This is a genomic window from Kitasatospora sp. NPDC034035, from assembly GCF_055575755.1.
The window spans coordinates 16,447-42,010 of record NZ_JBVISA010000005.1 but is presented as its reverse complement, the minus strand read 5'-3'; the positions used below and the strand labels follow the sequence as shown (position 1 = coordinate 42,010).

At 71.6% G+C, this 25,564-nt stretch carries 23 protein-coding genes; 13 read left to right on the top strand and 10 right to left on the bottom strand.

The window, feature by feature from the left end:
• Window positions 1–59 precede the first annotated feature (59 nt).
• From ACZ52J_RS08790 to ACZ52J_RS08780, 3 genes are all read left to right on the top strand, one after another.
• Window positions 60–1,277, top strand: a complete 1,218-nt coding sequence (locus ACZ52J_RS08790; protein WP_465616968.1) for an amino acid deaminase/aldolase — start codon at window positions 60–62, stop codon at window positions 1,275–1,277.
• A gap of 62 nt (window positions 1,278–1,339) precedes the next feature.
• Window positions 1,340–1,759, top strand: a complete 420-nt coding sequence (locus ACZ52J_RS08785; RefSeq protein ID WP_465616966.1) for a hypothetical protein — start codon at window positions 1,340–1,342, stop codon at window positions 1,757–1,759.
• Window positions 1,760–2,000: 241 nt separating this feature from the next.
• A complete protein-coding gene (locus ACZ52J_RS08780) occupies window positions 2,001–2,918 on the top strand; it encodes a lytic polysaccharide monooxygenase auxiliary activity family 9 protein (protein WP_465616964.1) in 918 nt (305 codons plus the stop codon).
• A 123-nt stretch (window positions 2,919–3,041) separates the two neighbouring features.
• Here the strand turns inward: ACZ52J_RS08780 and ACZ52J_RS08775 are convergent, their stop codons facing one another.
• The 3 genes from ACZ52J_RS08775 to ACZ52J_RS08765 form a co-directional block, all read right to left on the bottom strand.
• Window positions 3,042–4,259: a DUF2510 domain-containing protein gene (locus ACZ52J_RS08775; protein ID WP_465616962.1), complete on the bottom strand. Its 1,218-nt coding sequence runs from the start codon at window positions 4,257–4,259 to the stop codon at window positions 3,042–3,044.
• Between the two features lie 98 nt (window positions 4,260–4,357).
• The gene (locus ACZ52J_RS08770; RefSeq protein ID WP_465616960.1) at window positions 4,358–5,158 is read right to left on the bottom strand and encodes a 3-oxoacyl-ACP reductase; all 801 of its coding nucleotides are present in this window, start codon (window positions 5,156–5,158) and stop codon (window positions 4,358–4,360) included.
• Window positions 5,159–5,308: 150 nt separating this feature from the next.
• Complete coding sequence (locus ACZ52J_RS08765; RefSeq protein WP_465616958.1) at window positions 5,309–6,709, bottom strand: glutamine synthetase family protein; 1,401 nt, start codon at window positions 6,707–6,709, stop codon at window positions 5,309–5,311.
• Between the two features lie 226 nt (window positions 6,710–6,935).
• Here ACZ52J_RS08765 and ACZ52J_RS08760 point away from each other — a divergent pair, with 226 nt between their 5' ends.
• From ACZ52J_RS08760 to ACZ52J_RS08750, 3 genes are all read left to right on the top strand, one after another.
• A complete protein-coding gene (locus ACZ52J_RS08760) occupies window positions 6,936–7,691 on the top strand; it encodes a gamma-glutamyl-gamma-aminobutyrate hydrolase family protein (RefSeq protein WP_465616956.1) in 756 nt (251 codons plus the stop codon).
• A 194-nt stretch (window positions 7,692–7,885) separates the two neighbouring features.
• Entirely contained in the window at window positions 7,886–9,001 is a 1,116-nt protein-coding gene (locus tag ACZ52J_RS08755) for a cation diffusion facilitator family transporter (protein WP_465616954.1), read from the top strand.
• A 131-nt stretch (window positions 9,002–9,132) separates the two neighbouring features.
• Window positions 9,133–10,035 (top strand): 5'-3' exonuclease, encoded by a 903-nt coding sequence (locus tag ACZ52J_RS08750; RefSeq protein ID WP_360498533.1) that lies wholly within the window; start codon window positions 9,133–9,135, stop codon window positions 10,033–10,035.
• A gap of 86 nt (window positions 10,036–10,121) precedes the next feature.
• On the opposite strand, the gene ACZ52J_RS08745 is transcribed toward ACZ52J_RS08750, so the two are convergent.
• From ACZ52J_RS08745 to ACZ52J_RS08725, 5 genes are all read right to left on the bottom strand, one after another.
• Window positions 10,122–11,600 carry a purine-cytosine permease family protein gene (locus ACZ52J_RS08745; protein WP_465616952.1) on the bottom strand — a complete coding sequence of 493 codons (1,479 nt, stop codon included), beginning with the start codon at window positions 11,598–11,600 and terminating at the stop codon, window positions 10,122–10,124.
• A gap of 226 nt (window positions 11,601–11,826) precedes the next feature.
• Entirely contained in the window at window positions 11,827–12,921 is a 1,095-nt protein-coding gene (locus ACZ52J_RS08740) for a radical SAM protein (protein ID WP_465616950.1), read from the bottom strand.
• 13 nt (window positions 12,922–12,934) lie between these two features.
• Window positions 12,935–13,468, bottom strand: a complete 534-nt coding sequence (locus ACZ52J_RS08735) for a class IV adenylate cyclase (RefSeq protein ID WP_465616948.1) — start codon at window positions 13,466–13,468, stop codon at window positions 12,935–12,937.
• The gene (locus ACZ52J_RS08730; RefSeq protein ID WP_465616946.1) at window positions 13,455–14,063 is read right to left on the bottom strand and encodes a hypothetical protein; all 609 of its coding nucleotides are present in this window, start codon (window positions 14,061–14,063) and stop codon (window positions 13,455–13,457) included. Before ACZ52J_RS08730 ends, ACZ52J_RS08735 begins: the two co-directional genes overlap by 14 nt.
• Window positions 14,064–14,201: 138 nt before the next feature.
• Window positions 14,202–14,672, bottom strand: coding sequence for an ATP-binding protein (locus tag ACZ52J_RS08725; protein ID WP_465616944.1), 471 nt, complete (start codon window positions 14,670–14,672; stop codon window positions 14,202–14,204).
• Window positions 14,673–14,863: 191 nt separating this feature from the next.
• Here ACZ52J_RS08725 and ACZ52J_RS08720 point away from each other — a divergent pair, with 191 nt between their 5' ends.
• Together ACZ52J_RS08720 and ACZ52J_RS08715 are read left to right on the top strand one after the other, a co-directional pair.
• Window positions 14,864–16,240 (top strand): Tat pathway signal protein, encoded by a 1,377-nt coding sequence (locus tag ACZ52J_RS08720; RefSeq protein WP_465616942.1) that lies wholly within the window; start codon window positions 14,864–14,866, stop codon window positions 16,238–16,240.
• A 40-nt stretch (window positions 16,241–16,280) separates the two neighbouring features.
• Window positions 16,281–16,769 carry an SAM-dependent methyltransferase gene (locus ACZ52J_RS08715; protein WP_465616940.1) on the top strand — a complete coding sequence of 163 codons (489 nt, stop codon included), beginning with the start codon at window positions 16,281–16,283 and terminating at the stop codon, window positions 16,767–16,769.
• A gap of 234 nt (window positions 16,770–17,003) precedes the next feature.
• Here the strand turns inward: ACZ52J_RS08715 and ACZ52J_RS08710 are convergent, their stop codons facing one another.
• A complete protein-coding gene (locus ACZ52J_RS08710; RefSeq protein WP_465617415.1) occupies window positions 17,004–19,859 on the bottom strand; it encodes a DEAD/DEAH box helicase in 2,856 nt (951 codons plus the stop codon).
• A 275-nt stretch (window positions 19,860–20,134) separates the two neighbouring features.
• Between ACZ52J_RS08710 and ACZ52J_RS08705 the strand changes: the two genes are divergently transcribed.
• Both ACZ52J_RS08705 and ACZ52J_RS08700 read left to right on the top strand, forming a co-directional pair.
• A complete protein-coding gene (locus tag ACZ52J_RS08705; protein ID WP_360498337.1) occupies window positions 20,135–20,509 on the top strand; it encodes a hypothetical protein in 375 nt (124 codons plus the stop codon).
• 30 nt (window positions 20,510–20,539) lie between these two features.
• Window positions 20,540–20,953 carry an ArsR/SmtB family transcription factor gene (locus ACZ52J_RS08700; RefSeq protein WP_465616938.1) on the top strand — a complete coding sequence of 138 codons (414 nt, stop codon included), beginning with the start codon at window positions 20,540–20,542 and terminating at the stop codon, window positions 20,951–20,953.
• Here the strand turns inward: ACZ52J_RS08700 and ACZ52J_RS08695 are convergent.
• Window positions 20,950–22,131, bottom strand: coding sequence for an aminotransferase class V-fold PLP-dependent enzyme (locus tag ACZ52J_RS08695; RefSeq protein WP_465616936.1), 1,182 nt, complete (start codon window positions 22,129–22,131; stop codon window positions 20,950–20,952). The genes ACZ52J_RS08700 and ACZ52J_RS08695 overlap by 4 nt on opposite strands.
• Window positions 22,132–22,278: 147 nt before the next feature.
• Between ACZ52J_RS08695 and ACZ52J_RS08690 the strand changes: the two genes are divergently transcribed.
• From ACZ52J_RS08690 to ACZ52J_RS08680, 3 genes are all read left to right on the top strand, one after another.
• Window positions 22,279–24,372, top strand: coding sequence for a S9 family peptidase (locus tag ACZ52J_RS08690; RefSeq protein WP_465616934.1), 2,094 nt, complete (start codon window positions 22,279–22,281; stop codon window positions 24,370–24,372).
• A gap of 100 nt (window positions 24,373–24,472) precedes the next feature.
• Window positions 24,473–24,850, top strand: coding sequence for a YrdB family protein (locus ACZ52J_RS08685; protein WP_465616932.1), 378 nt, complete (start codon window positions 24,473–24,475; stop codon window positions 24,848–24,850).
• Window positions 24,851–25,071: 221 nt separating this feature from the next.
• A complete protein-coding gene (locus ACZ52J_RS08680; RefSeq protein WP_465616930.1) occupies window positions 25,072–25,449 on the top strand; it encodes a DUF2568 domain-containing protein in 378 nt (125 codons plus the stop codon).
• Window positions 25,450–25,564: the final 115 nt, after the last annotated feature.

Genomic DNA, 25,564 nt, shown 5'->3' with positions numbered 1-25,564 from the left:
CCTCATTTCCCCGCACGCGCCCCCTACCCACCGGTAGCCCGCTGTGGCACCCTGCGCCCATGGTGATCCTCGACGCACCCGCGCCCGCCCCGGTCTCCGACCGCCTCCGGTACGACCGCGCCACCGCCCACCTGGACGGGCCGGTGGCCGTCGTGGACCTCGCCGCCTTCGACGCCAACGCCGCCGACCTGGTGCGCCGGGCCGGCGGCAAGCCGATCCGGGTCGCCAGCAAGTCCGTGCGCTGCCGCGCGCTGCTGGAGCGGGTGCTGGCCACCGACGGCTTCGCCGGGGTGATGAGCTTCACCCTCGACGAGTCGCTCTGGCTGGCCCGGACCGGCGTCCGCGACATCCTGCTCGCCTACCCCTCCGCCGACCGGGACGGATTCGCCGAGCTGACCGCCGACCCCGAAACCGCCCGGGAGATCACCGTCGTCCTGGACGACCCGGACCAGCTCGACCTGATCGACAAGGCCCGGACCGGCGACGCCGAGATCCGGGTCTGCCTGGAACTGGACACCGCCCTGCACCTGCTGGGCGGCCGGGTCCGGGTCGGCGCCCGACGCTCCCCGCTGCGCACCCCCGAGGACCTCGGCGCCTTCGCCGAACTCGTCCAGCACCGCCGGGGCTTCCGGGTCGTCGGCCTGATGGCGTACGAGGGACACGTCGCCGGGGTGGGCGACCGGATGCCCGGACGGCCGGTGCGCTCACAGCTGATCCGGCTGATGCAGGCCAAGGCCCGGGCCGAACTCGCCGAACGACGCGCGGCGGTGGTCCGGCGACTGCGCCAGGTGGCCGAGCTGGAGTTCGTCAACGGCGGCGGCACCGGCAGCGTGGAGTCCACCGTGGCCGAGCGCGCCGTCACCGAAGTGGCGGCCGGCTCCGGGCTGTACCAGCCGCAGCTGTTCGACAACTACCGCTCGTTCCGGGGCCGTCCGGCCGCCCTGTTCGGCCAGCCGGTGGTACGCCGCCCCGGCGTCGGCGTGGTGACGGTCCTCGGCGGCGGCTACCCGGCCTCCGGCGCGGCCGGCCCCGACCGCTCGCCGGTGCCGTACCTGCCGCAGGGCCTGCGCTACGACCCGATGGAGGGCGCCGGGGAGGTCCAGACCCCCCTGCTCGGCTCCGCCGCGGACGACCTGCTGATCGGCGACCGGGTCTGGTTCCGGCACGCCAAGGCGGGAGAGCTGTGCGAGCGCTTCGCCGAGCTGCACCTCATCGAGGGCGACCGGATCGTGCGGACCGTACCGACGTACCGGGGCGAGGGGAAGACATTCCTCTGACGCTTCGTCCGGCATTGCCCTACGGTGGTGGCGACCTGAAAGTACGACCCGGGAGGGGGCGCATGGACACCGAGCTCGTGCACGAGATGGTGAGGTCCGGTGCGACGTCGGTTGCCGGCCTGATGGCCACGGCGGCCTGGAACCAGGCCAGTTCGCGGATCGCCCGACTGTTCGGGCGCGGCGAGCGGGACGAGCAGGCGAGCGCGGAGCTGGAGGTCATCCGCGCCGAGGTGCTGGAGGCCGACGGCGACCAGGAGGTCCTGGACGACCAGGCCGCGGCGATCCGCAACCGGCTGCGCGCGCTGTTCCGGGAGAACCCGCAGGCGGCCGAGGAACTCTTTGAGATCCTCTCGGAGTTCGCTCCCGAGCGGTTCAGCAAGTCGGCCGGCGGAACGTACATCATCAACACGATCGACGGGAACTCGACCGTCAACAGCGATCTCGTGATCCAGGCCGGCATCATCCACGGCATCCAGCGCTGACCTTTCCGCAGCCTTAACCAGGCCCGATGGAACGGCTAACCACCGTCCTCCATCGGGCCTTTGTGCTGCTCTGCGGCCTACAGTCCGTCAACAAGTGCTCCACGCATGGCTATTGCCATCTGGTCCAGACCAATCCTACGCTCTGGCCGGGGGTCGCGCGCCGGGCCGGCGGCTCCCGAGCGGGCAGGCGTGTCCGTTCCCCCACACTCGCCCGGAACGACGGCCAAGGAGTCCCCACCCCATGTCCATCAAGCGAAGTGCCCTGTCCGTCGGCGTGGTCGGCGCCGCGGTCCTCGCGGTGGCCGCGACCACCGCCGGCACCGCCGGCGCGCACGGCACGATGACCAACCCCGTCAGCCGGGTCGCCGCGTGCTACGCGGAGGGCCCCGAGCACCCGGTGTCCCAGGTCTGCAAGGACCTCGTCGCCGCGAGCGGCACCCAGCCGCTGTACGACTGGAACGAGGTCAACATCGCCAACGCCGCCGGCAACCACCAGGCGCTGATCCCGGACGGCAAGCTCTGCTCGGCCAACCGCGACAAGTACAAGGCGCTGGACTGGCCGCGCACCGACTGGCCCGCGACCCCGGTCAAGGCCGGCGCGTTCACCTTCCAGTTCCGCACCACCGCGCCGCACATCGGCACCCAGACCGTCTACATCACCAAGCCGAGCTACGACCCCACCAAGCCGCTGAAGTGGTCGGACCTCGACCCGACACCGGTGGCCCAGGTGCAGGTCGACCGCACCGCCACGAACGGCTACTACACCTACTCCGGCACTCTGCCGCAGCGCACCGGCCGCCAGCTGCTGTACATGGTCTGGCAGCGCAGCGACAGCCCGGAGGCGTTCTACAGCTGCTCCGACGTCGACTTCGGCTCGAGCACCGCCGCTGCCGCCCCGGCACTCGCCGCGCAGGCCCCGGCCGCGCCGAGCGACGCCCAGATCGCGGCCGACGCGCCCAGGTCCACGGTCGCCCACCACGGCCACGGCGGGGACCCGAACGCCCCGGCCGGCCAGATCGTCCCGACCACCTCCGCCGCCGTGGCCGGCACCTCGGCCACCGGTCCGCTGCTGCTCGCCGGCGCCGCCGCGATCGGCGTCGGGTGGGCGGGCATGGTGCTCCGGCGCCGCCGCGTCGAGGCTGTTCGACGCGACGCCTGACGCCGGAGGCGGGGCCGGGCCGGTCACACCCCCGTCCGGCCCGGTTCCGTCACCGCATGACGGCGGCGGCCCACCCGGGGTTTCCCTCCCGGGTGGGCCGCCGCTGTGTGAGGAGCGCGGGGCTCAGGTGGTGGTGCCCCCGGTCCCGTCGGTGCCCCCGGTGCCACCGGGGCCGGAGCCCGCGCTGCCGCCCGGGCCGGTGCCGGGCATCCCGGGAATGCTCGGGATCTTGCCCTTGAAGTCGGTGATGCCCTTGACGATGGTGTCCATCACGGCGACGTCCGGCGCCTTGTCGGCGATGTCGAAGCCGAAGTGCACCGAGACCAGCGACTTGCCGTCGGCGGACGGGAAGACCACGGTCTCCACGTAGCCGTTGTTGCCCTTGGGCGCGTCCACCTTCCAACGGACCAGGTAGCCGTCCTGGCCGTTGACCTTGACCGCCTCGGACTTGAGCTCCTGGTGCCCGGTGATGTTGCCGTACGACTCCTTGGCGACCTTCGCGATGTCGGCCTTGGCCGCCGTCTGGGCGTCGGTGCCGCCACCGTCGATCCGGCCGGTGTTCACCCCGCCGAGGGTACAGTCGCCACTGCCGTCGGGGCAGGCGTAGGAGCCGACGGTGATCATGGCGTAGCCGTCGCCGGTGGTGCCGGCCTGCCAGCCGTTCGGGACCGGCAAGGTGAGGCGGTTCACCACGTCGATCGCCGTGTCGGCGCCGGGCCGGACCTTGCCGTTCCCGTTGCCCTTGCCGTTGCCCTTGCCGTCCCCGCTGCTCCCGTTGCCGCCACCGCCGTTGCCACCATTGCCGTTGCCACCATTGCCACCGCCCGGGTAGCCGTCCCACGGCCCATAGGCGCCTCGCGGGGTGTGCTGGGCGATCGGCTTGGGCTTGTCCCCGTGGCCGTCCATCGCGAGGTAGGTGATCCCCGAGCCCGCGCCCAGGCCGAGCAGGGCGGCGGCGACGGTCGCCACGACCAGCTTGGACGGCTTGCGCCGGGGCTTGCGCGGCGGCAGCGGTGAACCGAAGGCGGCGCCGAAGGGCGGCGGCTCCGGATAGCGGACGGTCGGGCCGCTGCCCAGGACTTCGCCCTCCAGCACCCGGGTCTGATCGGTCGCCCCCGGATCGCCGGCCTCCGGGGCCGCCGGGCCCTCCGGGGTGTCCGGGCCCTCCGGGGCGCCGGGTGCCGCAGCATCGGCCGCGGGAGCGGTCGAGTCCGGGGCGTCCGAGGGCGTGGGCCGGGTGTCGGCTGTCCAGCCCTTGCCGTCCCACCACCGCTGCGGCCTCGGGTCACCGGTGGGGTCCTTCGGATCCGGGTACCACCCGGCGGGAATCTGCTCGCTCACAGCAGAGAATCTAAAGGCAGCCGGATAAGCGCGAAATCAGCGCGGCACGGAATTCCCCCGGTTTTCGATGAAATTACGGTGAGAAGCAGCGCACCGGACTACAACGGGGTGACGTACGCCCCGGAGATCCCGCCGTCGACCAGGAACTCGCTCGCGGTGATGAACGAGGAGTCGTCGCTCGCCAGGAAGGCCACCGCGGCGGCGATCTCCTCGGCCCGGGCGAACCGACCGAGCGGAATGTGCACCAGCCGGCGGGCGGCCCGCTCCGGGTCCTCGGCGAACAGCTCGCGCAGCAGCGGGGTGTCCACCGGCCCCGGGGAGAGCGCGTTGACCCGGATCCCCTCACGGGCGAACTGCACGCCCAGCTCGCGGGACATCGCGAGCACCCCGCCCTTGGAGGCGGTGTAGGAGATCTGCGAGGTGGCCGCGCCCATCCGGGCCACGAAGCTGGCGGTGTTGATGATCGAGCCACGCCCGTGCCGGCGCATGTACGGCAACGCGGCCTTGCAGCACAGGTAGACGCTGGTCAGATTGACCTCCTGGACCCGCTTCCAGGCGTCCAGGCCGGTGGTCAGGATCGAGTCGTCCTCCGGCGGCGAGATGCCCGCGTTGTTGAAGGCGACGTCCACACTGCCGCAGGTCTCGTACGCCTCGTCGAACAGCGCCTCGACCATGTACGGGTCGGTGACATCGGTGTGCACGAACAGCCCGCTGACCTCCTTGGCGGCGGCCCGCCCGGTCTCCTCGTCGAGGTCGGCGCAGACCACCTTCGCCCCCTCCGAGGCGAGCCGGCGGGCGGCGGCCAGGCCGATGCCGCTGCCCGCGCCGGTGACCACGGCGGTGCGGCCGACCAGCCGGCGGCAGACCACCTCGTCCCGCGCGGCGTGCTTCTCGCTCATCGGGCTGTCACTCCTCGCTCTGGATGAAGACGTTCTTGGTCTCGGTGACGCGGCGCAGCACGTCCGGCCCCCGCTCGCGGCCCACCCCGGACTCGCCGAAGCCGCCCAAGGGTGTCCAGTCGGTCATGCGTCACGTCCGTCGGTCACGCGTCACATCCGTTCGAAGGATCGGTAGCGCTCCCAGTCGGTGACGGCGCCGTCGTAGGCGGCCTGCTCGACCCGGGCCATGTTCAGGTAGTGGTCGACCACGTCGTCGCCGAAGGCCTCCCGGGCCAGTTCGCTCTCCGCCCACAACGCGGCGGCCTCGCGCAGCGATCCGGGCACCCGGGCGTACTCCTCGACCGCGTAGGCGTTGCCCAGGCAGGGCGTGGGCAGCTCCAGCTTGCGCTGCAGCCCGTGCAGGCCGGCCGCGATCATCCCGGCCACGGCGAGGTACGGGTTGACGTCGCCGCCGGGCACCCGGTTCTCCATCCGCAGGCCGGGGCCGTGGCCGACCACCCGGTAGGCGCAGGTGCGGTTGTCCCGGCCCCAGGCGACGGCGGTCGGGGCGAAGGAACCCGGGCGGTAGCGCTTGTAGGAGTTGATGTTCGGGGCGTAGAGCACGCTGAACTCGCGCAGCGCCGTCAGCTGGCCGGCCAGGAAGTGCCGCATGGTGTCGGTCATCCGGCCGTCCCGGTCGGCGAAGGCGGGGGCGCCGACGGCGTCGCGCAGCGAGAGGTGGATGTGGCAGCTGTTGCCCTCGCGCTCGTCGTACTTGGCCATGAAGGTGAGCGCGCAGCCCAGTTGGGCGGCGATCTCCTTGGCCCCGGTCTTGTAGACGCTGTGCTGGTCGCAGGTGGTGAGGGCGTCGGTGTAGCGGAAGGCGATCTCGTGCTGGCCGAGGTTGCACTCGCCCTTGGCGGACTCCACGACCAGGCCGGCGCCGGCCATCTCGTTGCGGATCCGGGAGAGCAGCGGCTCGACCCGGGCGGTGCCCAGCATCGAGTAGTCCACGTTGTAGAGGTTCGCCGGGGTCAGGCCGCGGTAGCCGCCGAGCCAGGCCTGCTCGTAGGTGTCGCGGAAGACCAGGAACTCCAGTTCGGTGCCGATGTCGGCGGCCAGGCCGTACTCGGCGAGCCGGGCGATCTGGCGGCGCAGCAGTTGGCGCGGGGCGGCATCCACCGGGTGGCCGCCGTGCCGGGCCAGGTCGGCGGTGACCTGGGCGGTGCCGGGCTGCCAGGGGGTCAGCCGCAGGGTGCCCAGGTCGGGGCGCATCGCGAAGTCGCCGTAGCCGGTGGCCCAGGACGAGAAGGCGTAGCCGTCCACGGTGTTCATGTCGACGTCGACGGCCAGCAGGTAGTCGCAGGCCTCGGCGCCGTGCTCGGCGACTTCGTCGAGGAAGAACCGGGCGGCGAAGCGCTTGCCCTGCAGCCGGCCCTGCATGTCGGTGAAGGCGAGTGCCACGGTGTGCACCTTGCCGGCGTCCACCAGGGTGCGCAGCTCGTCCAGGGTCAGCGGCGGCCGGGGCGGCGGCCCCGCGGCGGCGTTCCCGGGTGCGGCGTTCTCGGACATGACGGAACCCTCCTTCCTCGTGTCCTGGGTGGTCTCGATGGTCTAGGTGGTCTGGTGGCCCGGATGGCCGTGACGACCTCGAACCCGTCGATCACTCTTCGAGATCAAGCAGTCACAGCGAACCGTACGGCCTGCGACTCGCGGGGCGGAAGAGGGCAGGCGTGTGTGGCGCGCCGATATGCGTGGTTGACGGGGTATCGGGCGGTTCGGGAGGAGAATGCGCGCCATGGATCGCAGGCCTTTGATCGGCGTCAGCACCTACCTGGTGGACGCGAGTTGGAGCCACTGGCGGAGCCGTCGGGTCGCTCTCGTCCCCGAGCGGTACACCGCGTACGTCCGGGACTCCGGCGGGGTCGCCGTCCTGCTGCCGCCCGACGCCCCGGAGCGCGCGCCGGAGGTGCTGGCCCGGCTGGACGCGCTGGTCATCGCGGGCGGGCCGGACATCGACCCGGCGTACTACGGGGAGCCGGCCCATCCGGCGACCGAGGTGGACTCGCCGGAGCGGGACGTCTGGGAGGTCGCGCTGCTGCGGGCCGCGCTGGCGGCGGGGATGCCGCTGCTGGCCGTCTGCCGCGGGATGCAGGTCCTGAACGTGGTGTGCGGGGGCACGCTGGTGCAGCACCTGCCGGACGTGGTGCCGGTGGACGTGCACGGCGGCTCGCCGGGGAAGTACGGCTCGCACCCGGTGCGGCCGGTGCCGGGGACGCTGCTGGGCGGGCTGCTGCCGGAGTGCGAGCTGGAGGTACCGACCTTCCACCACCAGGCCGTCGACCGGGTCGGGACGGGCCTGCGGGTGAGCGCCCACGCGCCGGACGGCACGGTGGAGGCGCTGGAGGGGCCCGGCTTCACGCTCGGGGTGCAGTGGCATCCGGAACAGGGGGACGACCTGCGGCTGATGCGGGCCCTGGTTCGGGCGGCCACCGCCGCGGCCCTGGACGCGGTGGCGCTGGACCCGGCCTTGGACATGGCGGCGCTGGGATAGCTCAACTGGGCGCGGGCGCAGGGGATTTCTGCTGGTCGGACGGCTGCGGCGTGCGCCGGGTAAAGCCACCCGAACGGCAACGACAACGGTCACCAGTACAGCCTTTGGATCTTTGTCGATTCTGCGGTTCACTTCGGTTGCAGGGCGGTCGCGCCGCGCCCCTGTTCCCATCCGTGCGCCCAGAGAGGACTTCCATGGCCAGGCCCGAGCATTCGCACGATGATCATGCGCATGACCACCAGCCGTCGAACGGGGACGGGCACGCGCACGGTCACGGCGGACACGGCAGCCATGGCGGGCACGGCGGCCACGGTGGGCACGGCGGGCACGGCGGCCACGGTGGGCACTCGCACGGCGTCTCCGCCGACGCGGACCGCCGCTGGCTGCTCAGCGCCCTCGCCCTGATCGTCGTCTTCATGGCCGGCGAGGTCGTGGTCGGCTTCGCCGCCAAGTCCCTCGCGCTGATCTCCGACGCGGCCCACATGCTCACCGACGCCGCCTCGATCGTGCTCGCCCTGATCGCGATGCGGCTCGCCGCCCGCCCGGCCCGCGGCGGCTACACCTACGGCCTCAAGCGCGCCGAGATCCTCTCCGCGCAGGCCAACGGCGTCACCCTGCTGGTGCTCTCGGCCTGGCTGGGCTACGAGGCGGTCACCCGGCTGATCTCGCCGCCCGCGGTCACCGGCTCGCTGGTGCTGGTCACCGCGCTGATCGGGATCGTGGTCAACCTCGCGGCCACCTGGTGCATGTCCAAGGCCAACCGCACCTCGCTCAACGTCGAGGGCGCCTTCCAGCACGTCCTCACCGACCTGTACGCCTTCATCGCCACCGCCGTCGCCGGTCTGATCATCCTGACCACCGGCTTCGCCCGCGCCGACGCGATCGCCTCGCTGATCGTCGTCGCGCTGATGCTCAAGGCCGGCGTCGCACTGGTCCGGGAGTCCGGGCGGATCTTCCTGGAAGCCGCCCCGGCCGGGATCGACCCGGACGCGGTGGCCGACCGGATGGTCACCGAGCCGCTGGTCGAAGAGATCCACGACCTGCACATCTGGGAGATCACCTCCGGCCAGCCGGCGCTGTCCGCGCACATCCTGGTCACCCCCGGCGGCGACTGCCACGCCGTCCGGCGCCAGCTCCAACGCCGGCTCGCCGACGAGTACGGGATCACCCACAGCACCCTCCAGGTCGACCACGTCGGCGAGGACGAGGCGGGCGCACTGCTGCAGATCGCGGCCCCGGGCGACACGGCCGCCGAGCACTGTGCCGACGCCCACGGCCCGGTCCACCGCTCCGGGCCGCACGAGCACTGACGGCGCACGAGCGCTGACGGCACACGAACGCCGACGCCGCACGGGCACGGGCAGTGGCGCCGCACGGGCACCGAGGCCCTCCGATGTCACCCTCGTACGGCATGATCGGAGGCGTGACCGCACCGCGACTGATGCTGCTCGACTCCGCCAGCCTGTACTTCCGGGCCTACTACGGCGTACCGGACACCCTGCGCTCGCCGCAGGGCGAGCCGGTCAACGCCGTCCGCGGCCTGCTGGACTTCATCGCCCGGCTGGTCCACGACCACCGCCCCGACGAACTGGTCGCCTGCATGGACGCCGACTGGCGCCCCCAGTGGCGCGTCGACCTCGTCCCCTCGTACAAGACCCACCGGGTCGCCGAGGCCGCCGAGGACGGCGAGGAGGAGGTGCCCGACACGCTGGCCCCGCAGGTCCCGGTGATCGAGCAGGTGCTGGACGCGCTCGGCATCGCCCGGGTCGGCTCCCCCGGCTACGAGGCCGACGACGTGATCGGCACCCTCACGGCCCGCGCCAAGGGGCCGGTGCAGATCGTCACCGGGGACCGCGACCTCTTCCAGCTGGTCGACGACGCCCGCGGGATCACCGTGCTCTACCCCGTCAAGGGCATGGGCAACCTCCAGGTCACCGACGACGCCCTGCTGCTCGAGAAGTACGGCGTGCGCGGCGCCCGGTACGCCGACATGGCCGCCCTGCGCGGAGACCCGTCGGACGGCCTGCCCGGCGTCAAGGGCATCGGCGAGAAGACCGCCACCCAGCTGATCAACGAGTACGGGGACCTCGCCGGCATCCGCGCCGCCGCCCTCGACCTCGCCTCCAAGCTCACCCCCGCCCGCCGCCGCAACATCGTCGAGGGCTCCGCCTACCTCGACGTCGCCCCGAAGGTGGTCCGGGTCGCCGACGACGCTCCCCTGCCCGCCTTCGACCCGGCCCTCCCCCGCGAACCCCTCGACCCGATGACCCTCGAGGAACTCGCCACCCGCTGGGGCCTCGGCACCTCCCTCGACCGCGTCCTGGAAGCCCTGGCGACGCGCTGAGCAGCCCGACACGAAGGGCCCGCCGCACTCGGTGCGGCGGGCCCTTTCGGTCGGACGGGGGCGTCCGGGATGTTGGCGTCACGCGGTCAGGCGGTGACCCGTTCGGCCTGCTCCGCCTGGAGACCGGCGGGCTGCTCGGCGCCGGCGGAGGTGTTCTCCCGCGGCGTGGGAAGCACGGCCATGATCACGCCGGAGATCACGATGGTCGCCGCCCAGGCGAGCCCGTACTTGCCGACGAAAGTGCCGGAGAACGGGCCGGCGAACCAGTCGCACTTGGTGAAGGCGAGCCCGATCAGCAGCGCGAGCACCCAGGACACCATCGCCTGCCAGCAGAAGCCGCCCACGTACCAGTACCGGCTGCTCCGGCCGGTGTCCATCAGCGCGGCGGCGTCGTAGCGCACCGCGCGCGAGCGGCGCCGGAACATGTCCACCGCGTAGACGCCGATCCAGGCCGAGAAGGAGACGGCCAGCAGGATCAGGAAGGTGATGAAGGAGCCCAGGAAGCTCTTGGCGACCAGCATCAGCAGCAGGCCGCCGACCAGCGAGATCACGGCGTTGATGCTGACGGCCATGGCGCGCGGCAGCTTGACGCCCATGGTCTGCGCGGTGAAGCCGGCCGAGTACATGGAGAGGCTGTTGATCAGCAGCATGCCGACGATCGCGGTCAGCAGGTAGGGCACGGCCAGCCAGGTCGGCAGCAGGTCGCCGAGGAAGGAGACCGGGTCCGCGGCCTCGGCCAGGCCCGGCGAGGCCACCGCCATCACGGCACCCATCAGCACCATCGGCACCATCACCAGGCCGGCGCCGGAGACCGTCACGCCGACGATCTTCCGGCCGGAGGCGGCGTGCGGCAGGTAGCGGGCGAAGTCCGGGCCGGTGGGGACCCAGCTGATGCCACCGGCGGCGATGGTCCCGATGCCGGCGATCATCATCGCGGTGGTGCCCGCGGGCTTGGCGAAGACCTCGCTCCAGTGCATGGTCGCGACCAGGTAGCCCAGCACCAGGACACTGAAGATGCCGAAGAGGTACGTCGACCAGGTGTTGCAGACGTTCAGCGCCTTCCGGCCCATGCCGGAGACCAGGAAGGTGCAGGCGACGAAGACGAAGAGCGTGACGACGATCAGCACGGTGTTGCTCTTGACGCCGAAGAGCAGGTCAAGGACGGTCAGCACGGCGTAGGCACCGGTGACGGCGTTGATCGTCTCCCAGCCGAACCGGGCGATCCAGAGGATCGCGCCGGGGAACAGGTTGCCGCGCACACCGAAGGTCGCCCGGGAGAGCGTGGCACCCGGGGCTCCGCCCCACTTGCCGGAGACGGACAGCAGGCCGACCATGCCGAAGGAGGCGAGCGCGGCGCACGCGGCGACGATCAGGACCTGCCAGAAGTTCAACTGGTTGAACACCACCAGGGCCGCGCCCATGGTGAGGAGCAGGACGCTGATGTTCGCCGCGACCCAGGTCGGGAAGAGCTCGCGGACTCTGCCCCGGCGCTCGTGGTCCGGGACGGGTTCGATACCGCGGGTCTCTATCGCGCCGTCGGTGTCGGCGGTGGACAGCTTGTCCATGAGGGTGGCTCCGTGCGTGTGAAGCGGGAGATAAATCGGGCAAATGGAACATTGATGGAACTCTTCGCGCGTAGCGCGGGAGTTGAGTCATCCTACTTTGTCCACTTCGACCCGAGCGCCGTCGGCCGCACTGCGCAACGCCAAGGGGCCCGCACGTTCGCGTCGTCGAACGTGCGGGCCCCTTGGCGTTGCGCAGCCCGCGGCCACCCGCCGCATTCGGCCTCGGTCAGGCAGCGGTCCCGGACGCGCTCGTCAGCCTTCGGACCTCTGCATCCTTGAAAGCCCTCACCTCTTCCACGATCCCGCTCCTCCGCAACTCGGGCACAGGAACGCAGAGGTCCATCCGCTGGATACAGACGCCCACCATGTACTCCCCTTGATCAGTGAGGTACAGGCGGATGCCGTAGTAGCCCTCCTCACAGTCCGTGTCATTGTTCAATCGACACGACGCGCACGTACCGGGAAGCCGTACGGGCAGCAATCGCTTGACATAGACCGCCCGGCTGCCGAGCGCCCGGTAGAGGGTGCGCTCATCGGAAGTCCCAGCGGTGAACGTCCGGAGCACCGGTTCCGCGCCGACACGGGCGAGCACTTCGGAGATGGCCGCGGTCGACTCCGCTCCGTCCTGGATGCTGGTGAGCATCCGCACGTCCGCGAACTGACCGTACGACTCCACCAGGTTGACGATGCGGTCGACGTGGGTCATACCGGGGACGACGATGTTCACGGAGACCTTCACGCCGTTGGAAACGGCAGCCCGGATGGTCTGCTCCGCGGCGCGGATCTTCGTCCCGGCCAGACCCGCCGACCTGAAGCGCTCGGACTGAACGGCTCGGAGTTCTTCGGGGGTCGTGCCGAAGACGGAGACATTGACCCGGTTGAGGCCGGCCGCCGAGCAATCCCGCATGACCTGCCGGCCGCGCTCCCCGTTGCTGGTCATTCCGACGCTCAGCCCCATTCCGGTGAGCGCCGAGACCAGCGAGGACACTTCCGTGTGGAGCGTGGGTTCCCCGCCCGTGAGGTGAACCTCGTCGGCGTCGAACGCCCTCGCCACGGTTCGCACCGCACGTCGGAAAGACATGTCCGGGGCCATCCTGGCGGCAAGGAAGCCGACCCCGTTCGTCTCGCTGTAGATCGATACGCGGCCGGTCCTGCCCGGACCGGCTGCGAAGGGCAGTTCGGTGCGGCCTCGGTGGTCGGCGGTGACGGGCGTTCCCTCGTTGTGGCAGAACGTGCAGGCCAATCCGCAGTCGTCGATCACCTTGATGCGGACAGTCCTGTCGCGGACGACCCTGACCGCCGGACGGTTGGTTGCCGACAAGGTTCGTCTCCTGTCACTCGAACGTGAGCCGGGGGATCGCCTCGATGTCGATCCCGTACCGGCGGTAGACCTTGGTCGTGTTCTCGCTGGTCAGCTCCCCCAAGGGGAGCTTCAGCGAGAGCGCGGTCGTGTGGACGTGTTCGGCGCTGTCGCCCTCGATCTCCAGGTACGGGGGGATCAGCGGCCAGTGGTCGATCTCGATGGCCGCGCCGCCCAGCGTCCAGGAGGACCGGCGGTTCTCCTGGTACGCCTTCGGCTGGTAGCCGAGCTTGCCGAGGAGCGTGTTCATGGCGTCGAAGTCGCCGACGCTCGTCTCCGTCTCGGTGACGCCGTCGATCGCGTCGGAGTGGATCTCCTTGACGCACAGGGTGACGTCGGAACCGGTGTCACGCAGCCGGACCCACGCACCCGGCCGACCGGGGATGTCGTAGACATAGCGGCGCTGGAACCGGTCACGCAGGTGCTCGGCGCCGGCTTCCGCCAGCAGGGCGCGCATCGTCTCCGGCTCGATGTTGAGGACCTTCGCCTCGAACTCAATCGCGGTCATGGGAAGTTGCCTTCCTCGATGCGGTACGGGCATGCGCGCGCACGATATCGGCGATGCCCCTCGCCACCTCCTCGGGCGTACGGCCGGTGCCGTCCACCGGCACCAGACCGAACTCCCGGTACACGCGGGAGCTTTCCGCCACGTTCGGCTCTTCCCGCTGGTGCCAGTACGTCAGCGTCCCTCGCTCGGAGCGTCGATTGAGCCGCTCTTGGCGTACGCGTTCGTCCACTCCCAGGAGGATCGGCACGTCCGGCACGAGGGCATCGCTCGGGTACTCCGGCACGCAGTCCTGCCCCATCGCCCTGTGAGTGGCGATGGTGCGCGGGAAGTAGGACTCGACCACCACCGTTCGGCCGACCTCCACGAGCGCCCGCGCGGTCTCGGACTTGATGTGGTTGGCCATCATCCACCAGTGGAACCGCGCCGACAGAACGCCGGCGGCGTCGACTTCCGCCCGCATGCGGGGGAACGTCGGCAATGCCCCGTCCGTGAGGTGAACGCCGTTGACGAACGCGGCGACCAGCGGGGCGACGGTGGTCTTCCCGCTCGCACTGAGACCGTCGAGGGTGACGAAGACCCCTTGGGTCACGTCCAATGTGAACTCCGTTTCCTTGCTCGGTTCTTCGCGGCCCCCAGGTCCAGGGGCCCCGGGGGCTCCCCGCAGGCACGCGACTCGGTGGGCGGCCTGCCGGCGGGTGTGGGGCGTCGAGGTGAGTGCGGCGCACCGTCTCCATCAGCTCGGTGAGCATGACGAGGTCACGCACCACCCGGTAACCGGATCGGGCAGGTCGATCTCGGACCAGATCTCCTTGCCACCCTCGGGAAGGTTCTCGACACCGAACCGGGACACGACCCCCATGACCAACCTCAGGCCGCGCCCACAGGTCGCCTCGTCGCTCACCGACCGGCACTCGGGCCTGCCGCCGCCCGGGTCGGCCACGGACACTCGCAGCACACCCGGGGCGGACGTCAGAGAGGCGGTCAGTTTCAGATCCGGCTGGTCGCCGCCGCAGCCGTGCTGCACGGCGTTGGTGCCGAGTTCGGACAGGACGAGTTCCACGTCGCCCAGCACGTCACCGCGCTGCCGGTCGTCCAAGCCGAGACCAAGCAGCGGCACAGCCATCCGGGCCCAGCGGCGGAGCTCACCGATCCGCTCCCGTTCAGCGGTAAACCTCGTCGTGATGATGTGTGATCCGGGCTCCATGAGGGCGCCTCACTCACTCGGGGCCGGGCTTTCGGGAAAACGTCCCTGCTGCTGGCCGAACGTGACGGAACATTCGCAGTGCAACCTGTGACTGCCTTGCACGAACAGCAAACCGCCCAAGTTCGCTGGGAGTAAGGTGTCGGCTACCTTCCGCTGTTAAACCGGTTAAACGGCACCGCCAGGAGACCCCCATGGGGCGTACCCGCCAGCCCAATGAACGGCTGGGACAGCTCATCCGGGAAACAGGCCGACCGAACGAAGCCCTCGCCCGGGCCTTGTGCGCCGTCGCGGCCGGTCACAACGATCCGGCACGGCCGAGCCGGGCATCCGTCACGCAATGGGTCCGCCAGGGCGTGATGCCCTCCGGGAACATCCCTCAGTACCTCACGCAGGTGCTCACCACCTGGCTGAACCGTGACGTCACCCTGTGTGCGATGGGGTTCGGAGACGAGCAATCGGATCTACGTGACTGGGGTTTGGATACGCTGAAAGCCCTGGCGGCTCTTGGACGGATCGACGTTGACGTGGAACGCAGACAGCTCCTCCGCACGCTCACGTACTCTCTCGGAGCGCTGAGTATCCCCCCCGACAGTTGGTGGGAGCACATGGCCCGAACGGAGAGTCGCGGCATCACACAACACCGCTCCGGCCAGGCCGATGTGGACGCCGTCCGCGAGATGGCGGGGCTGTTCTCCCAGCTCGACCAGCGCCGTGGCGGCGGGCACGGCCGCACGGCGGTCGCGCAGTACCTCCTCACGGACGTCGGAGAGTTCCTCCAGGGCACCTTCTCCTCCGACCGGATTCGGCGGGACATGTTCTCCGCAGCATCCGAACTCGCCTACCTGGCAGGGTGGACGGCGTTCGACAACGGCGAGCACCCCACCGCCCAGCACTACTACACCGTCGCCGTGAAGCTGGCGGCCGAGGCCGACGACGCCGCGATGGCCGGCCACGTACTGCGCGCCATGGCCCACCAGGCGGTCGACCTCCGGAAGCCGGACCATGCCGTCAGGGTCGCCGAGGCATCCATGGCCGGCGACCGGTACGGGCTCGCCAGCCCTCGCGAGCGGTCCCTGCTCGGCGTCGTCCACGCACGTGCTCTCGCTGCTGCCGGGCGCACCGCGGAGGCGAACGCCGCGCTCCTTCAGGCTGAGCGGGATCTGTCCGCGGCCTCGCCCGGCGACGACGAACCGGCCCGGGTGTTCTTCTTCGGCGAGGCCTCCTTGGCGCACGAAACGGCGTCGGCGCTACGCGACCTCGGCGACTTGGAAGGTGCGGCGAAGGAGTTCGAACGCAGCGTTGCAACGCGGAAGGTCGCTTCCTTCACCAGGACCCACGCGGTGACCCTCGGTCACCTGGGCCTCGTGAAGGCCCGGCAACACTCGATCGAGGAAGCCTGCACAATCTGGTCCCGGTCGCTCGACGCCATGCAGGCGGTCCGCTCCGCCCGTACCCGCGATGTCGCCCTGGGCATCCGCAGTGCTCTGTCGCCCTATCGCGGACGGAAGGTGCAGGCCATCGACACCATCGACAGGCTCGCCGCCGAGTACCTGGCGGCCACCATCTGACCCGCCGTCCTGGCGGGTCCGTTCAGAGGAGGGGAAGCACGTGGGTGAAGTCTTCAGCGTGGAGGCGCTCGGGCATGTTGTGGGAGGCCGAACGGAACCGACCGACGACTACTGGGGAGGGACACGTGCCATCATCCGACTGGACGGCGACAGGTTTCCGCTCGACGCGACGAAGGGGCTGGAGGAGTTCTCCCACCTCGATGTGATCTTCCGGTTCCACAAGACCGACCCGGCCGATCTGAACTTCGGCGCACGCCGTCCCCGGGACAACCCGGACTGGCCCGAGGTCGGCGTGTTCGGCCACCGGAACATGCGGCGCATCAACTGGCTGGGGTCCTCCCGTTGCCGGCTCGTCAAGGTCGACGGCCTGGACCTGCACGTCGAGGACCTGGACGCCATCGACGGCACCCCGGTCCTCGAAGTGAAGCCCTGGTTCGAGGAGTTCGGCCCGCGCGGAGAGGTGCGCCAGCCCGCGTGGACGACGGAGATGCTCCGCGACTACTTCGCCCCGGTGGACCCTGCTCACTGAACGTCTCGCCTGGGATCACCTTGCTTCTGCCCATCCCTCTGCCCGCGCCCCAGTTCCCTGGGGAGCGGGTCGTCCAACTCCCTACGTCCCCGTCAGCGCGGGCCTCGGAGTTTGGAAACAACGCCGCCGCTTCGGCTGAGCCGAAGCGGCGGCGGGCAGGCGGGTGGGGGTGGGAGCGCCAAGGGGCCCGCACGTTCGACGACGCGAACGTGCGGGCCCCTTGGCGTTGCGCGGTCAGCTCACGGAGGAGTAGGCGATGATGCCGCGGCGGAGGCTGTCGACGGCCTTGCGGGCGGTCTTGCGGAGGTCGGCGTCCTCGCCGGCGGCGTCCTGGATCTGGCCGAGGACGTCGATCAGCTGCTTGGTCCAGCGGACGAAGTCGCCGGCGGGCATGTCGGCGTCGCGCAGGACCTGGTCGAGGTTGTGGCCGAGCGCCCAGCGGTAGGCGACCCAGGCGAAGCCCAGGTCGGGTTCGCGCTGGCCGACGCCCTCGGCGGTGTTGATCCGGTGCTGCTCCTCCAGGGCGTCCAGGTGGCCCCAGATCCGGACCATCTTGCCGAGCGCCTCCTTGGCCGCGCCCTCCGGCACCCGGGGGGCTCCGGCGTCGTCAGCCTGGCGGGCCTCGTACACCAGCGCCGAGGCGCAGGCGGCGAGTTCGGCGGCGGCGAGGCCGCTCCAGACCCCTTCGCGGATGCATTCGGAGGCGAGCAGGTCGAGTTCGCCGTAGAGCCGGCCGAGCCGCTTGCCGTCGTCGGTGACGGTGTCGCCGCGGAGGTAGCCGAGGTCGGTGAGCAGGGCGCAGACCCGGTCGAAGGTGCGGGCGATGGTGTGGGTGCGCGAGCGCATCCGGCGTTCCAGCATTTCGGTGTCGCGGTGCAGCCGGTGGTAGCGCTCGGACCAACGGGCGTGGTCCTCGCGGTCGGAGCAGCCGTGGCAGGGGTGCTGGCGCAGTTCGGCCCGCAGTCGGGTGATCTCCGGGTCGTCGGCGGCGGCGGCGCGGCCCTTGCGGAACCGTTCGGGTTCGAGGTGGCCGGCCTTGGTGCGCAGCGCGGAGGCGAGGTCGCGGCGGGACTGCGGGCTCCGCGGGTTGAAGGACTTGGGGATGCGGACGCGCTCGATCGCGGCGACCGGGTACGGGAAGTCGATCATGGCGAGCCGCTTGACCTGGCGTTCGGCGGTGAGGACCACCGGGCGCGGGCCGTCCTGGAAGTCGGGGTGGCGCCGGTCGCCCCGGCCGGAGCGGTCGACCGGGGGCAGGCCGGGGTCGAGGACCAGGGCGAGGCCGGCGAACTTGCCGGTGGGGACGTGGATGACGTCGCCCGGCTTGAGGTGCTCGATGGACTCGACGGCGGCCGCGCGGCGCTGGCTGGTGCCTTCGCGGGCCATCTCGTTCTCGCGGTCCTTGAGCCGGCGGCGCAGCTCCATGTACTCGTCGAAGTCGCCGAGGTGGCAGGTCATCGACTCGCGGTAGCCGTCCAGCCCTTCCTCGTTGCGCTGCACCTGGCGGGCGATGCCGACGACCGAGCGGTCCGCCTGGAACTGGGCGAAGGAGGTCTCCAGCAGTTCGCGCGAGCGGTGCCGGCCGAACTGGGAGACCAGGTTGACGGCCATGTTGTAGGAGGGCCGGAACGAGGACTTGAGCGGGTAGGTACGGGTGCCGGCCAGGCCGGCCAGCGCCTCCGGGTCGAGGCCGCGCTGCCAGAGCACCACGGCGTGGCCCTCGACGTCGATGCCGCGTCGACCGGCCCGGCCGGTGAGCTGGGTGTACTCGCCGGGGGTGATGTCGGCGTGGGTCTCGCCGTTCCACTTGACCAGCTTCTCCATGACCACCGAGCGGGCGGGCATGTTGATGCCGAGCGCGAGGGTCTCGGTCGCGAAGACGGCCTTGACCAGGCCCTTCACGAAGAGCTCTTCGACGACTTCCTTGAACCGGGGCAGCATCCCGGCGTGGTGGGCGGCGATGCCGCGCTCCAGGCCGTCCAGCCACTCGAAGTAGCCGAGGACGTGCAGGTCCTCGTCGGGGATGTCGGCGCAGCGTTCCTCGACGAGGGCCCGGACCTGGGCGCGGTCGGAGTCCTTGTTGAGCCGCAGCCCGGAGCTGAGGCACTGCTGGACGGCGGCCTCGCAGCCGGCCCGGCTGAAGATGAAGGTGATCGCGGGCAGCAGGCCTTCGGCGTCGAGCCGGTCGATGACGTCCACCCGGCCCGGTGTCCAGACCCGGCCGGGACGGCCGTTGGGCATCGAGCGGCCCCGGCCGCGGCCGAAGCGGTCGCGGGGGTTGCGGTCGACCTCGGAGCGGGCGAGCCGGACCAGTTCGGGGTTGACGGCCTTGCCGGGGTTCTTCAGGTTGTTCTTGGGGCGGCCGTCCCGGTCGGGGTTGGCGAACAGGTCGTACATCCGGTTGCCGGCCATCACGTGCTGCCACAGCGGCACCGGGCGGGTCTCGGAGACGATCACCTTGGTGCCGCCGCGCACGGTGTCCAGCCAGTCGCCGAATTCCTCGGCGTTGGAGACGGTCGCGGAGAGCGAGACGAGGGTGACCGACTCGGGAAGGTGGATGATGACCTCCTCCCAGACGGCGCCGCGGATGCGGTCGGCGAGGTAGTGCACCTCGTCCATGACGACGTAGCCGAGGCCGTTGAGGGTGCTGGAGCCGGCGTAGAGCATGTTGCGCAGCACCTCGGTGGTCATGACCACCACGGGGGCGTCGCCGTTGACGGTGTTGTCGCCGGTGAGCAGGCCGACCTTGGCGGCGCCGTAGCGCTTGACCAGGTCACCGTACTTCTGGTTGGACAGGGCCTTGATGGGCGTGGTGTAGAAGCACTTGCGCCCGGCGGCCAGGGCCAGGTGCACGGCGAACTCGCCGACGATGGTCTTCCCGGAGCCGGTGGGGGCGGCGACCAGGACACCCGAGCCGGATTCCAGCGTCTCGCAGGCCTCCAGCTGGAAGTCGTCCAGCGGGAAGTCGTACAGCTGCTGGAAGCCGTACAGGGCGGTGGCCTGTTCCTTGGCCCGGCGACGACTGGCCGCGTACGCCTCGGCGGGGCTGAGCTCCTGGTCGACCTGGGGCTCTGGATCGGGGGTGTTCATCGCCGTCCGGGTGTGGTTGGTGTGATCTCGCATCTCAGCGAGAGGTTACCCGGGAGGACTGACATCGATAGCACCGTTTTTTCGCGCTACGGATCAGTTCCCGCACAGCTCCATAGTTGCAAATGTCTTCAAGCGATCGCGATGCGTCCGAGTTCGGACATCTCCGGTCATTCCCGGTGGACCGGGCCGCAGGCTTCCTACCGTCGTCGTCACAGCCACCACACGGCCACCAAGCGGCCCGCACACGGCCGCCGACGCACGGGAGGACAGCCACGATGGCGAACCTGGAGACGTCCCTCAAGGACGCCATGTCGATCGACGGCGCGATCGGCGTCGCCCTGGTCGACTACGGCAGCGGCATGGCGCTCGGCAGCCTCGGCGACGGCGGCGAGCTGGACCTCAACGTCGCCGCGGCGGGGAACACCGACGTGGTCCGCGCCAAGATGCGGGCGATGGAGATGCTCAACCTGCACGACAACGAGATCGAGGACATCCTGATCAGCCTGACCAACCAGTACCACATGGTCCGGCCGATCACGACGCCCACCGGGCGCGGCCTGTTCCTCTTCCTGGCGCTCAACCGCAGCCGCTCCAACCTCGCGATGGCCCGCCACCAGCTCAAGCGGATCGAACTATCGCTGGAGATCTGAACCCGGACCGACACCAGGAAGGGGGGCCTCGTGACGGTGGCGCTCTACCAGGCCAAGGCCGAGTTCTTCCGGATGCTCGGCCATCCCGTCCGGATCCGGGTGCTGGAACTGCTCCAGGCCGGGCCGACGCCCGTCCGCTGCCTGCTCGCCGAGCTGGAGGTCGAACCCTCCAGTCTCTCCCAGCAGCTCGCGGTGCTGCGCCGGTCCGGCATCGTCACCGCCACCCGGGAGGGCAGCACGGTGGTCTACGCGCTGGCCGGCGGGGACGTGGCCGACCTGCTGCGGGCGGCCCGGCGGATCCTCACCGGGCTGCTCGCCGACCGGAACCTGCTGCTCGCGGAGCTGCGCGGGGACGCGAGCCCGCGCGGGGACACGAGCCCGCGCGGGGACACGGGACTGCGCGGGGACGCGAACCTGCGCGGGGACGCGAGCCTCGGACGCTAGCCCTCCAGCTCCTTGAGCACCCCCGCCAGCCCGTCCGCCAGCCGCTCGTACTCCTCCGGCCGGTTGTACAGCTGGGCGCTGATCCGCAGCACCCCGCCGCCGGCCCAGGGGCGGACGGCGATGCGGGTGCGCAGCCGCTGCCACACCTCGGCCATCAGCGCCCGTACCTGCGGCTCGGTCTCGCCGTGGCCGGCCGGCAGCCGGACCGTGCGCATCCACACCCCGGGCGTCGCGGGCAGCGGTTCCAGCCCCGCGCGTTCGACCAGCGCCTGCCGGCCGTACGCGGCGAGCGCGGTGTTGTGGGCGGCCACCGCCGCCGGGCCGAGCGTGCGCAGCAGGTCGAAGCCGGCCGGGGCGGCCAGCCAGGGCGTGTAGTCGCAGGTGCCGCGCCATTCGACGTTGCCCGGGAAGCCCTTGTCGTGTTCCCAGGACAGCGCCAGCGGGCGTACCCGGCCGGTCCACTCGGGGCGGACGGCGAGGACGCCGGTGGCGCGCGGGGCGAAGGCCCACTTGTGCAGGTTGCCGAACCAGAAGTCGGCGTTCGGGTCGGCCGGGGCGGGCAGCATGCCGGGCGCGTGGGCGCCGTCGACGACGGTGGTCACGCCGCGTTCGCGCAGGTCGGCGAGCAGGGCCGGGCCGGCCACCAGGCGGGCGGTGGGCGAGGTGAGCTGGTCCAGGACGGCGACGGTGGTGCGTGCGTCCACGGCGGCGAGCACGGCCTCCCGGACGGCGTGCTCGTCCGGGGCGTCCAGCGGGATCCGAGCGACGACCAGTTCGGCTCCGGTCTCGGCGGCTTTGCGGGCGACGGCCTGGGTCACCGCGCCGTAGCCGTGGTCGGTGACCAGGATCCGGTCGCCGGGGGCGAGCGGGAGGGTGTCCAGGGCGATCGCGACCGCCTCGGTGACGTTGGCGACCAGGGCGAGCCGGTCGGGGTCGGTGCCCAGTTCGGCGGCGATGAGGGCCCGGGCGGCGGCGATCCTGGCCGGGAGGTCGGCGAAGAAGCCGTCCGGGTCGAGCTCGTGTTCGGTCCGCAGCCGTTCCTGCGCGCGCTGCACCGGGAGGGGCACGGCGCCGTACGACCCGTGGTTCAGGTGCGCCGCGTCCGTCGACACGCTGAACAGGCCGTCGGCGGCGGGCAGCGGGGCCGGGGGCTCGGCGGTCTTCAGGTCCTCGGTCACGGTTTCCTCCGCTCGTCCGGCCTTCCATGGCCTCGTATGGCGTCATATGGCGTCGCGCGGCGTCGTATGGCGCACATCACGTGGTGTGTGACATTTCACATGACAGACTACTGGTCGGGGCACGCACCGCGCGACCACGATCGGGCCGTGACCATCACCGACGCCTTCCTTGCCCTCAGCGCCCGTACCGGCCGGTTCACCTTCGGCGCACCGCGCGCGTACACCCTCGCCGAGGACGGTACCCGGCTGCTGCTGCTCCGCTCGAACGGTCCCGAGGATCCGGTCGACCGCCTCCACCTGCTCGACACCGCCACCGGCGAGGAGCGGACGGTCGCCGACCCGGCCGCACTGCTGCCCGGCCGCACCGGCCGCCGCGACGACCTGCCGACCGTCGAGCGCCGGCTGCGCGAGCGCACCCGGCTGGTCGCCGCCGGGATCGGCTCGTACGCGGCCACCGCCGACCTCGCGATCGCCGTCTTCACCCTCGACGGCCGGCTGTTCCGCACCGACACCGCCGCCGCCACCAGCGACGAACTCCCGGTCGCCGGGCCCGCGTTCGACCCCCGGCCGGACGCCACCGGCCAGCGCGTCGCCTACGTCGCCGACGACGCCCTGTACGTCACCCCCGGCCTCGAACCGCTCTCCCCCGCTGACGGCGCCCGCTGGGGCGTGGCCGAGTTCGCCGCCGCCGAGGAGCTCGGCCGTGCCCGGGGCCACTGGTGGCGCCCGGACGGTGGCGCGCTGCTGGCCGCCCGGGTGGACGAATCCGCCCTCCCCCGGCGCTACTTCGCCGACCCGGCCCGCCCCGCCGAGGCCCCCGAGGACTTCGCCTACCCGCAGGCCGGCGGCCCCAACGCGGACGTCCAGCTCTGGGTCCTCGGCCTCGACGGCGGCCGGGTCCGGCTGCGCTGGGACACCGACGGGTTCCCGTACCTCTGCGCCGCCTCCTGGGCCTCCGACCACGAGGTGCTGCTCACCGTCGCCGACCGGCTGCAGCAGAACGTGCTGCTCCTCAGCGCCGACCCGGCCACCGGCGCGACCCGCGAACTCTCCCGCACCACCGACGAGTTCTGGGTCGACGACCTGCCCGGAACCCCCGGCCGACTGGCCGACGGCCGACTGCTCACCGTCCACGACACCCCGCAGGCCCGCGGCCTCGCCCTGGACGGCAAGCCGCTGGACACCACCGGGCTGCAGATCCGCCGGGTGGTCGGACTGCTGCGCGGCCGACTGCTCTGCGAGACCGGCCAGGGCGACCCCGCAGACCAGTACGTCCACCTGATCGACCCGGACGGCGGCGCGCCCGAGCCCCTCACCACCGGCCCCGGCACGCACTCCGCCCTTGCCGCCGCCGACACCCTGGTCCTCACCTCGGCCACCGCCGACGGGATCCGCCGCCGCGTCCTGCGCGACGGCGGCGAGCGGGCGCTCACCGACCTCAGCGCCGGGCTGCCGCTCACCGACCTCAGCGCCGCGCTGCCGTACCGGGTCAGCCCGCGGCTCGCCCGGGTCACCGAACGCGGCCTGCCGACCGCCGTCGTCTACCCGCGCGAGCACGGCCCCGGCCGCCGGCTGCCCGTCCTGCTGGACATCTACGGCGGGCCCGGCTACCAGGCCGTGGCCGCCGAGCCGCGCCGCTGGCAGCTCCGCCAGTGGTGGGCCGACCAGGGCTTCGCCGTGGTCACCACCGACAACCGCGGCACCCCGTTCGTCTCCCCGGACTTCACCCGGGCGATCTTCCGCCGCTTCTCCCAGGCCGCCCTGGACGACCAGGTCGACGCCCTGCACGCGCTCGCCGCGCACCACCCGGACCTCGACCTCGGCCGGGTCGCCGTGCGCGGCTGGTCGTACGGCGGCTACTTCGCCGCGCTCGCGGTGCTGCGCCGCCCGGACGTCTTCCACGCCGCCTGCGCGGGCGCCCCGCCCACCGACTTCCGGCAGTACGACACCGCGTACACCGAGCGCTACCTCGGCCTGCCGCAGGACAACCCCGAGGGCTACGCCGGCGACTGCCTGCTCGCCGACGCGCCCGCGCTGACCAGGCCGCTGCTGCTGATCCACGGGCTGGCCGACGACAACGTCCACCCCTCGCACACCCTGCTGCTCTCCCAGGCCCTCACCAAGGCCGGCCGCCCGCACACGGTGCTGCCGCTGCCGGGCGTCACCCACATGACTCCGGACGGGATGAACGAGCAGCTGACCCGGGCCGAACTCTCCTTCCTCCGGGCCTCCTTGGGGTGACCCGTTCGGGTCTGTCCATTGCGCCGCCCGGGCCGGACTGCGACACTCCGCGTGGTCGCCGCCCGGCCCGGGCGGAGCAGTGGAACGGGGAGAGCGCGAAATGAAGATCGACAGACCCGGCCCGGTCGGACAGCGGCAGTGGACCCCGCTGACCGCCGGCAACGCCGGCCTCGCCTTCGGGCTGGAGCTCGCCATGCTGGCGGCGCTCTGCTACTGGGGCTTCAAGACCGGGTCCGACCTGGGCACCCGGCTTCTGCTGGGGCTCGGCGCACCGGCCCTGGCCGCCCTCGTCTGGGGCCTGTTCCTGGCCGCGGGCGGGCCGAAGTACCGGCTCCCGCTGCCCGCCGAGATCGTCCTCAAGCTGCTGACGCTCGGCACGGCCGCGCTCGCGCTGTACGCCACCGGGCGGACCACCCTCGCGGTGGTGTACGGCGTGCTGGTGGTGGTCAGCGTGACCGTCGAGTACAGCACCCGCTGACGGCAACGCCGTTGACGGACCGGCAGGTGGGAGGCATCGGACCGGCAGCCGCGGGAGGATCCGTTGAGTTCGCCCGACCGGGCTGGGACACTCCGCTGGAGCAGCCCTCCGCCTGTCCGCCGTCCGGTCCCGGCGGCGGCCCCGGCGGCGGACGGCGCGAGGATCGAGGCGGGGATCGGGGCCGGGATCGAGGCCGGGACCGAGGCGGGGAGAGCGCGCGGATGACGATCGACGGACCCGGCCCGACGGAGCGGCGGCTGCGCAGGTCGCTGGCCAGGGCCGGCACCGAACTCGGCTTCGGGGTGCAGCTCGCGAGCCTGGCGGCGCTCTGTTACTGGGGGTTCAGGACCGGCGACAGCCTGGGCCTGTGGCTGCTGCTGGGGCTCGGCATCCCGGCCGCGGCCCGGGCGGTCTGGGACGTGTTCCTGGCCGAGCGCCGGGCGAAGGTCGAACTGCCGCTCGCCGCCCGGCTGGTGCTGAAACTGGTCCTGCTCGGCGTGGCCGTGGTGGCACTGTCCGCCGCCGGGCCGGCCACCCTGGCGGCGGTGTTCGCGGCACTGGTGGCGTTCAGCCTGGCGCTGGACTTCGGCAACGGCTAGACAGGACGTCACGGAAAGGGGCGTCGCACCTGCGGGTGCGGCGCCCCTTTCGCTTGCCCCGGACCCCTTCCACGTGACCCGTGACATGTGAAATATTACCTGCGCTTCATCGACC

What these genes read in the sequence shown, in the direction of transcription:
- ACZ52J_RS08710 (WP_465617415.1), bottom strand. Translation starts at nt 19,859, where the DNA reads ATGAACACCCCCGATCCAGAGCCCCAGGTCGACCAGGAGCTCAGCCCC.
- ACZ52J_RS08785 (WP_465616966.1), top strand. Translation starts at nt 1,340, where the DNA reads ATGGACACCGAGCTCGTGCACGAGATGGTGAGGTCCGGTGCGACGTCG.
- ACZ52J_RS08765 (WP_465616958.1), bottom strand. Translation starts at nt 6,709, where the DNA reads ATGTCCGAGAACGCCGCACCCGGGAACGCCGCCGCGGGGCCGCCGCCC.
- ACZ52J_RS08735 (WP_465616948.1), bottom strand. Translation starts at nt 13,468, where the DNA reads ATGACCGCGATTGAGTTCGAGGCGAAGGTCCTCAACATCGAGCCGGAG.
- ACZ52J_RS08755 (WP_465616954.1), top strand. Translation starts at nt 7,886, where the DNA reads ATGGCCAGGCCCGAGCATTCGCACGATGATCATGCGCATGACCACCAG.
- ACZ52J_RS08750 (WP_360498533.1), top strand. Translation starts at nt 9,133, where the DNA reads ATGCTGCTCGACTCCGCCAGCCTGTACTTCCGGGCCTACTACGGCGTA.
- ACZ52J_RS08725 (WP_465616944.1), bottom strand. Translation starts at nt 14,672, where the DNA reads ATGGAGCCCGGATCACACATCATCACGACGAGGTTTACCGCTGAACGG.
- ACZ52J_RS08705 (WP_360498337.1), top strand. Translation starts at nt 20,135, where the DNA reads ATGGCGAACCTGGAGACGTCCCTCAAGGACGCCATGTCGATCGACGGC.
- ACZ52J_RS08760 (WP_465616956.1), top strand. Translation starts at nt 6,936, where the DNA reads ATGGATCGCAGGCCTTTGATCGGCGTCAGCACCTACCTGGTGGACGCG.
- ACZ52J_RS08680 (WP_465616930.1), top strand. Translation starts at nt 25,072, where the DNA reads ATGACGATCGACGGACCCGGCCCGACGGAGCGGCGGCTGCGCAGGTCG.
- ACZ52J_RS08770 (WP_465616960.1), bottom strand. Translation starts at nt 5,158, where the DNA reads ATGAGCGAGAAGCACGCCGCGCGGGACGAGGTGGTCTGCCGCCGGCTG.
- ACZ52J_RS08745 (WP_465616952.1), bottom strand. Translation starts at nt 11,600, where the DNA reads ATGGACAAGCTGTCCACCGCCGACACCGACGGCGCGATAGAGACCCGC.
- ACZ52J_RS08790 (WP_465616968.1), top strand. Translation starts at nt 60, where the DNA reads ATGGTGATCCTCGACGCACCCGCGCCCGCCCCGGTCTCCGACCGCCTC.
- ACZ52J_RS08685 (WP_465616932.1), top strand. Translation starts at nt 24,473, where the DNA reads ATGAAGATCGACAGACCCGGCCCGGTCGGACAGCGGCAGTGGACCCCG.
- ACZ52J_RS08780 (WP_465616964.1), top strand. Translation starts at nt 2,001, where the DNA reads ATGTCCATCAAGCGAAGTGCCCTGTCCGTCGGCGTGGTCGGCGCCGCG.
- ACZ52J_RS08720 (WP_465616942.1), top strand. Translation starts at nt 14,864, where the DNA reads ATGGGGCGTACCCGCCAGCCCAATGAACGGCTGGGACAGCTCATCCGG.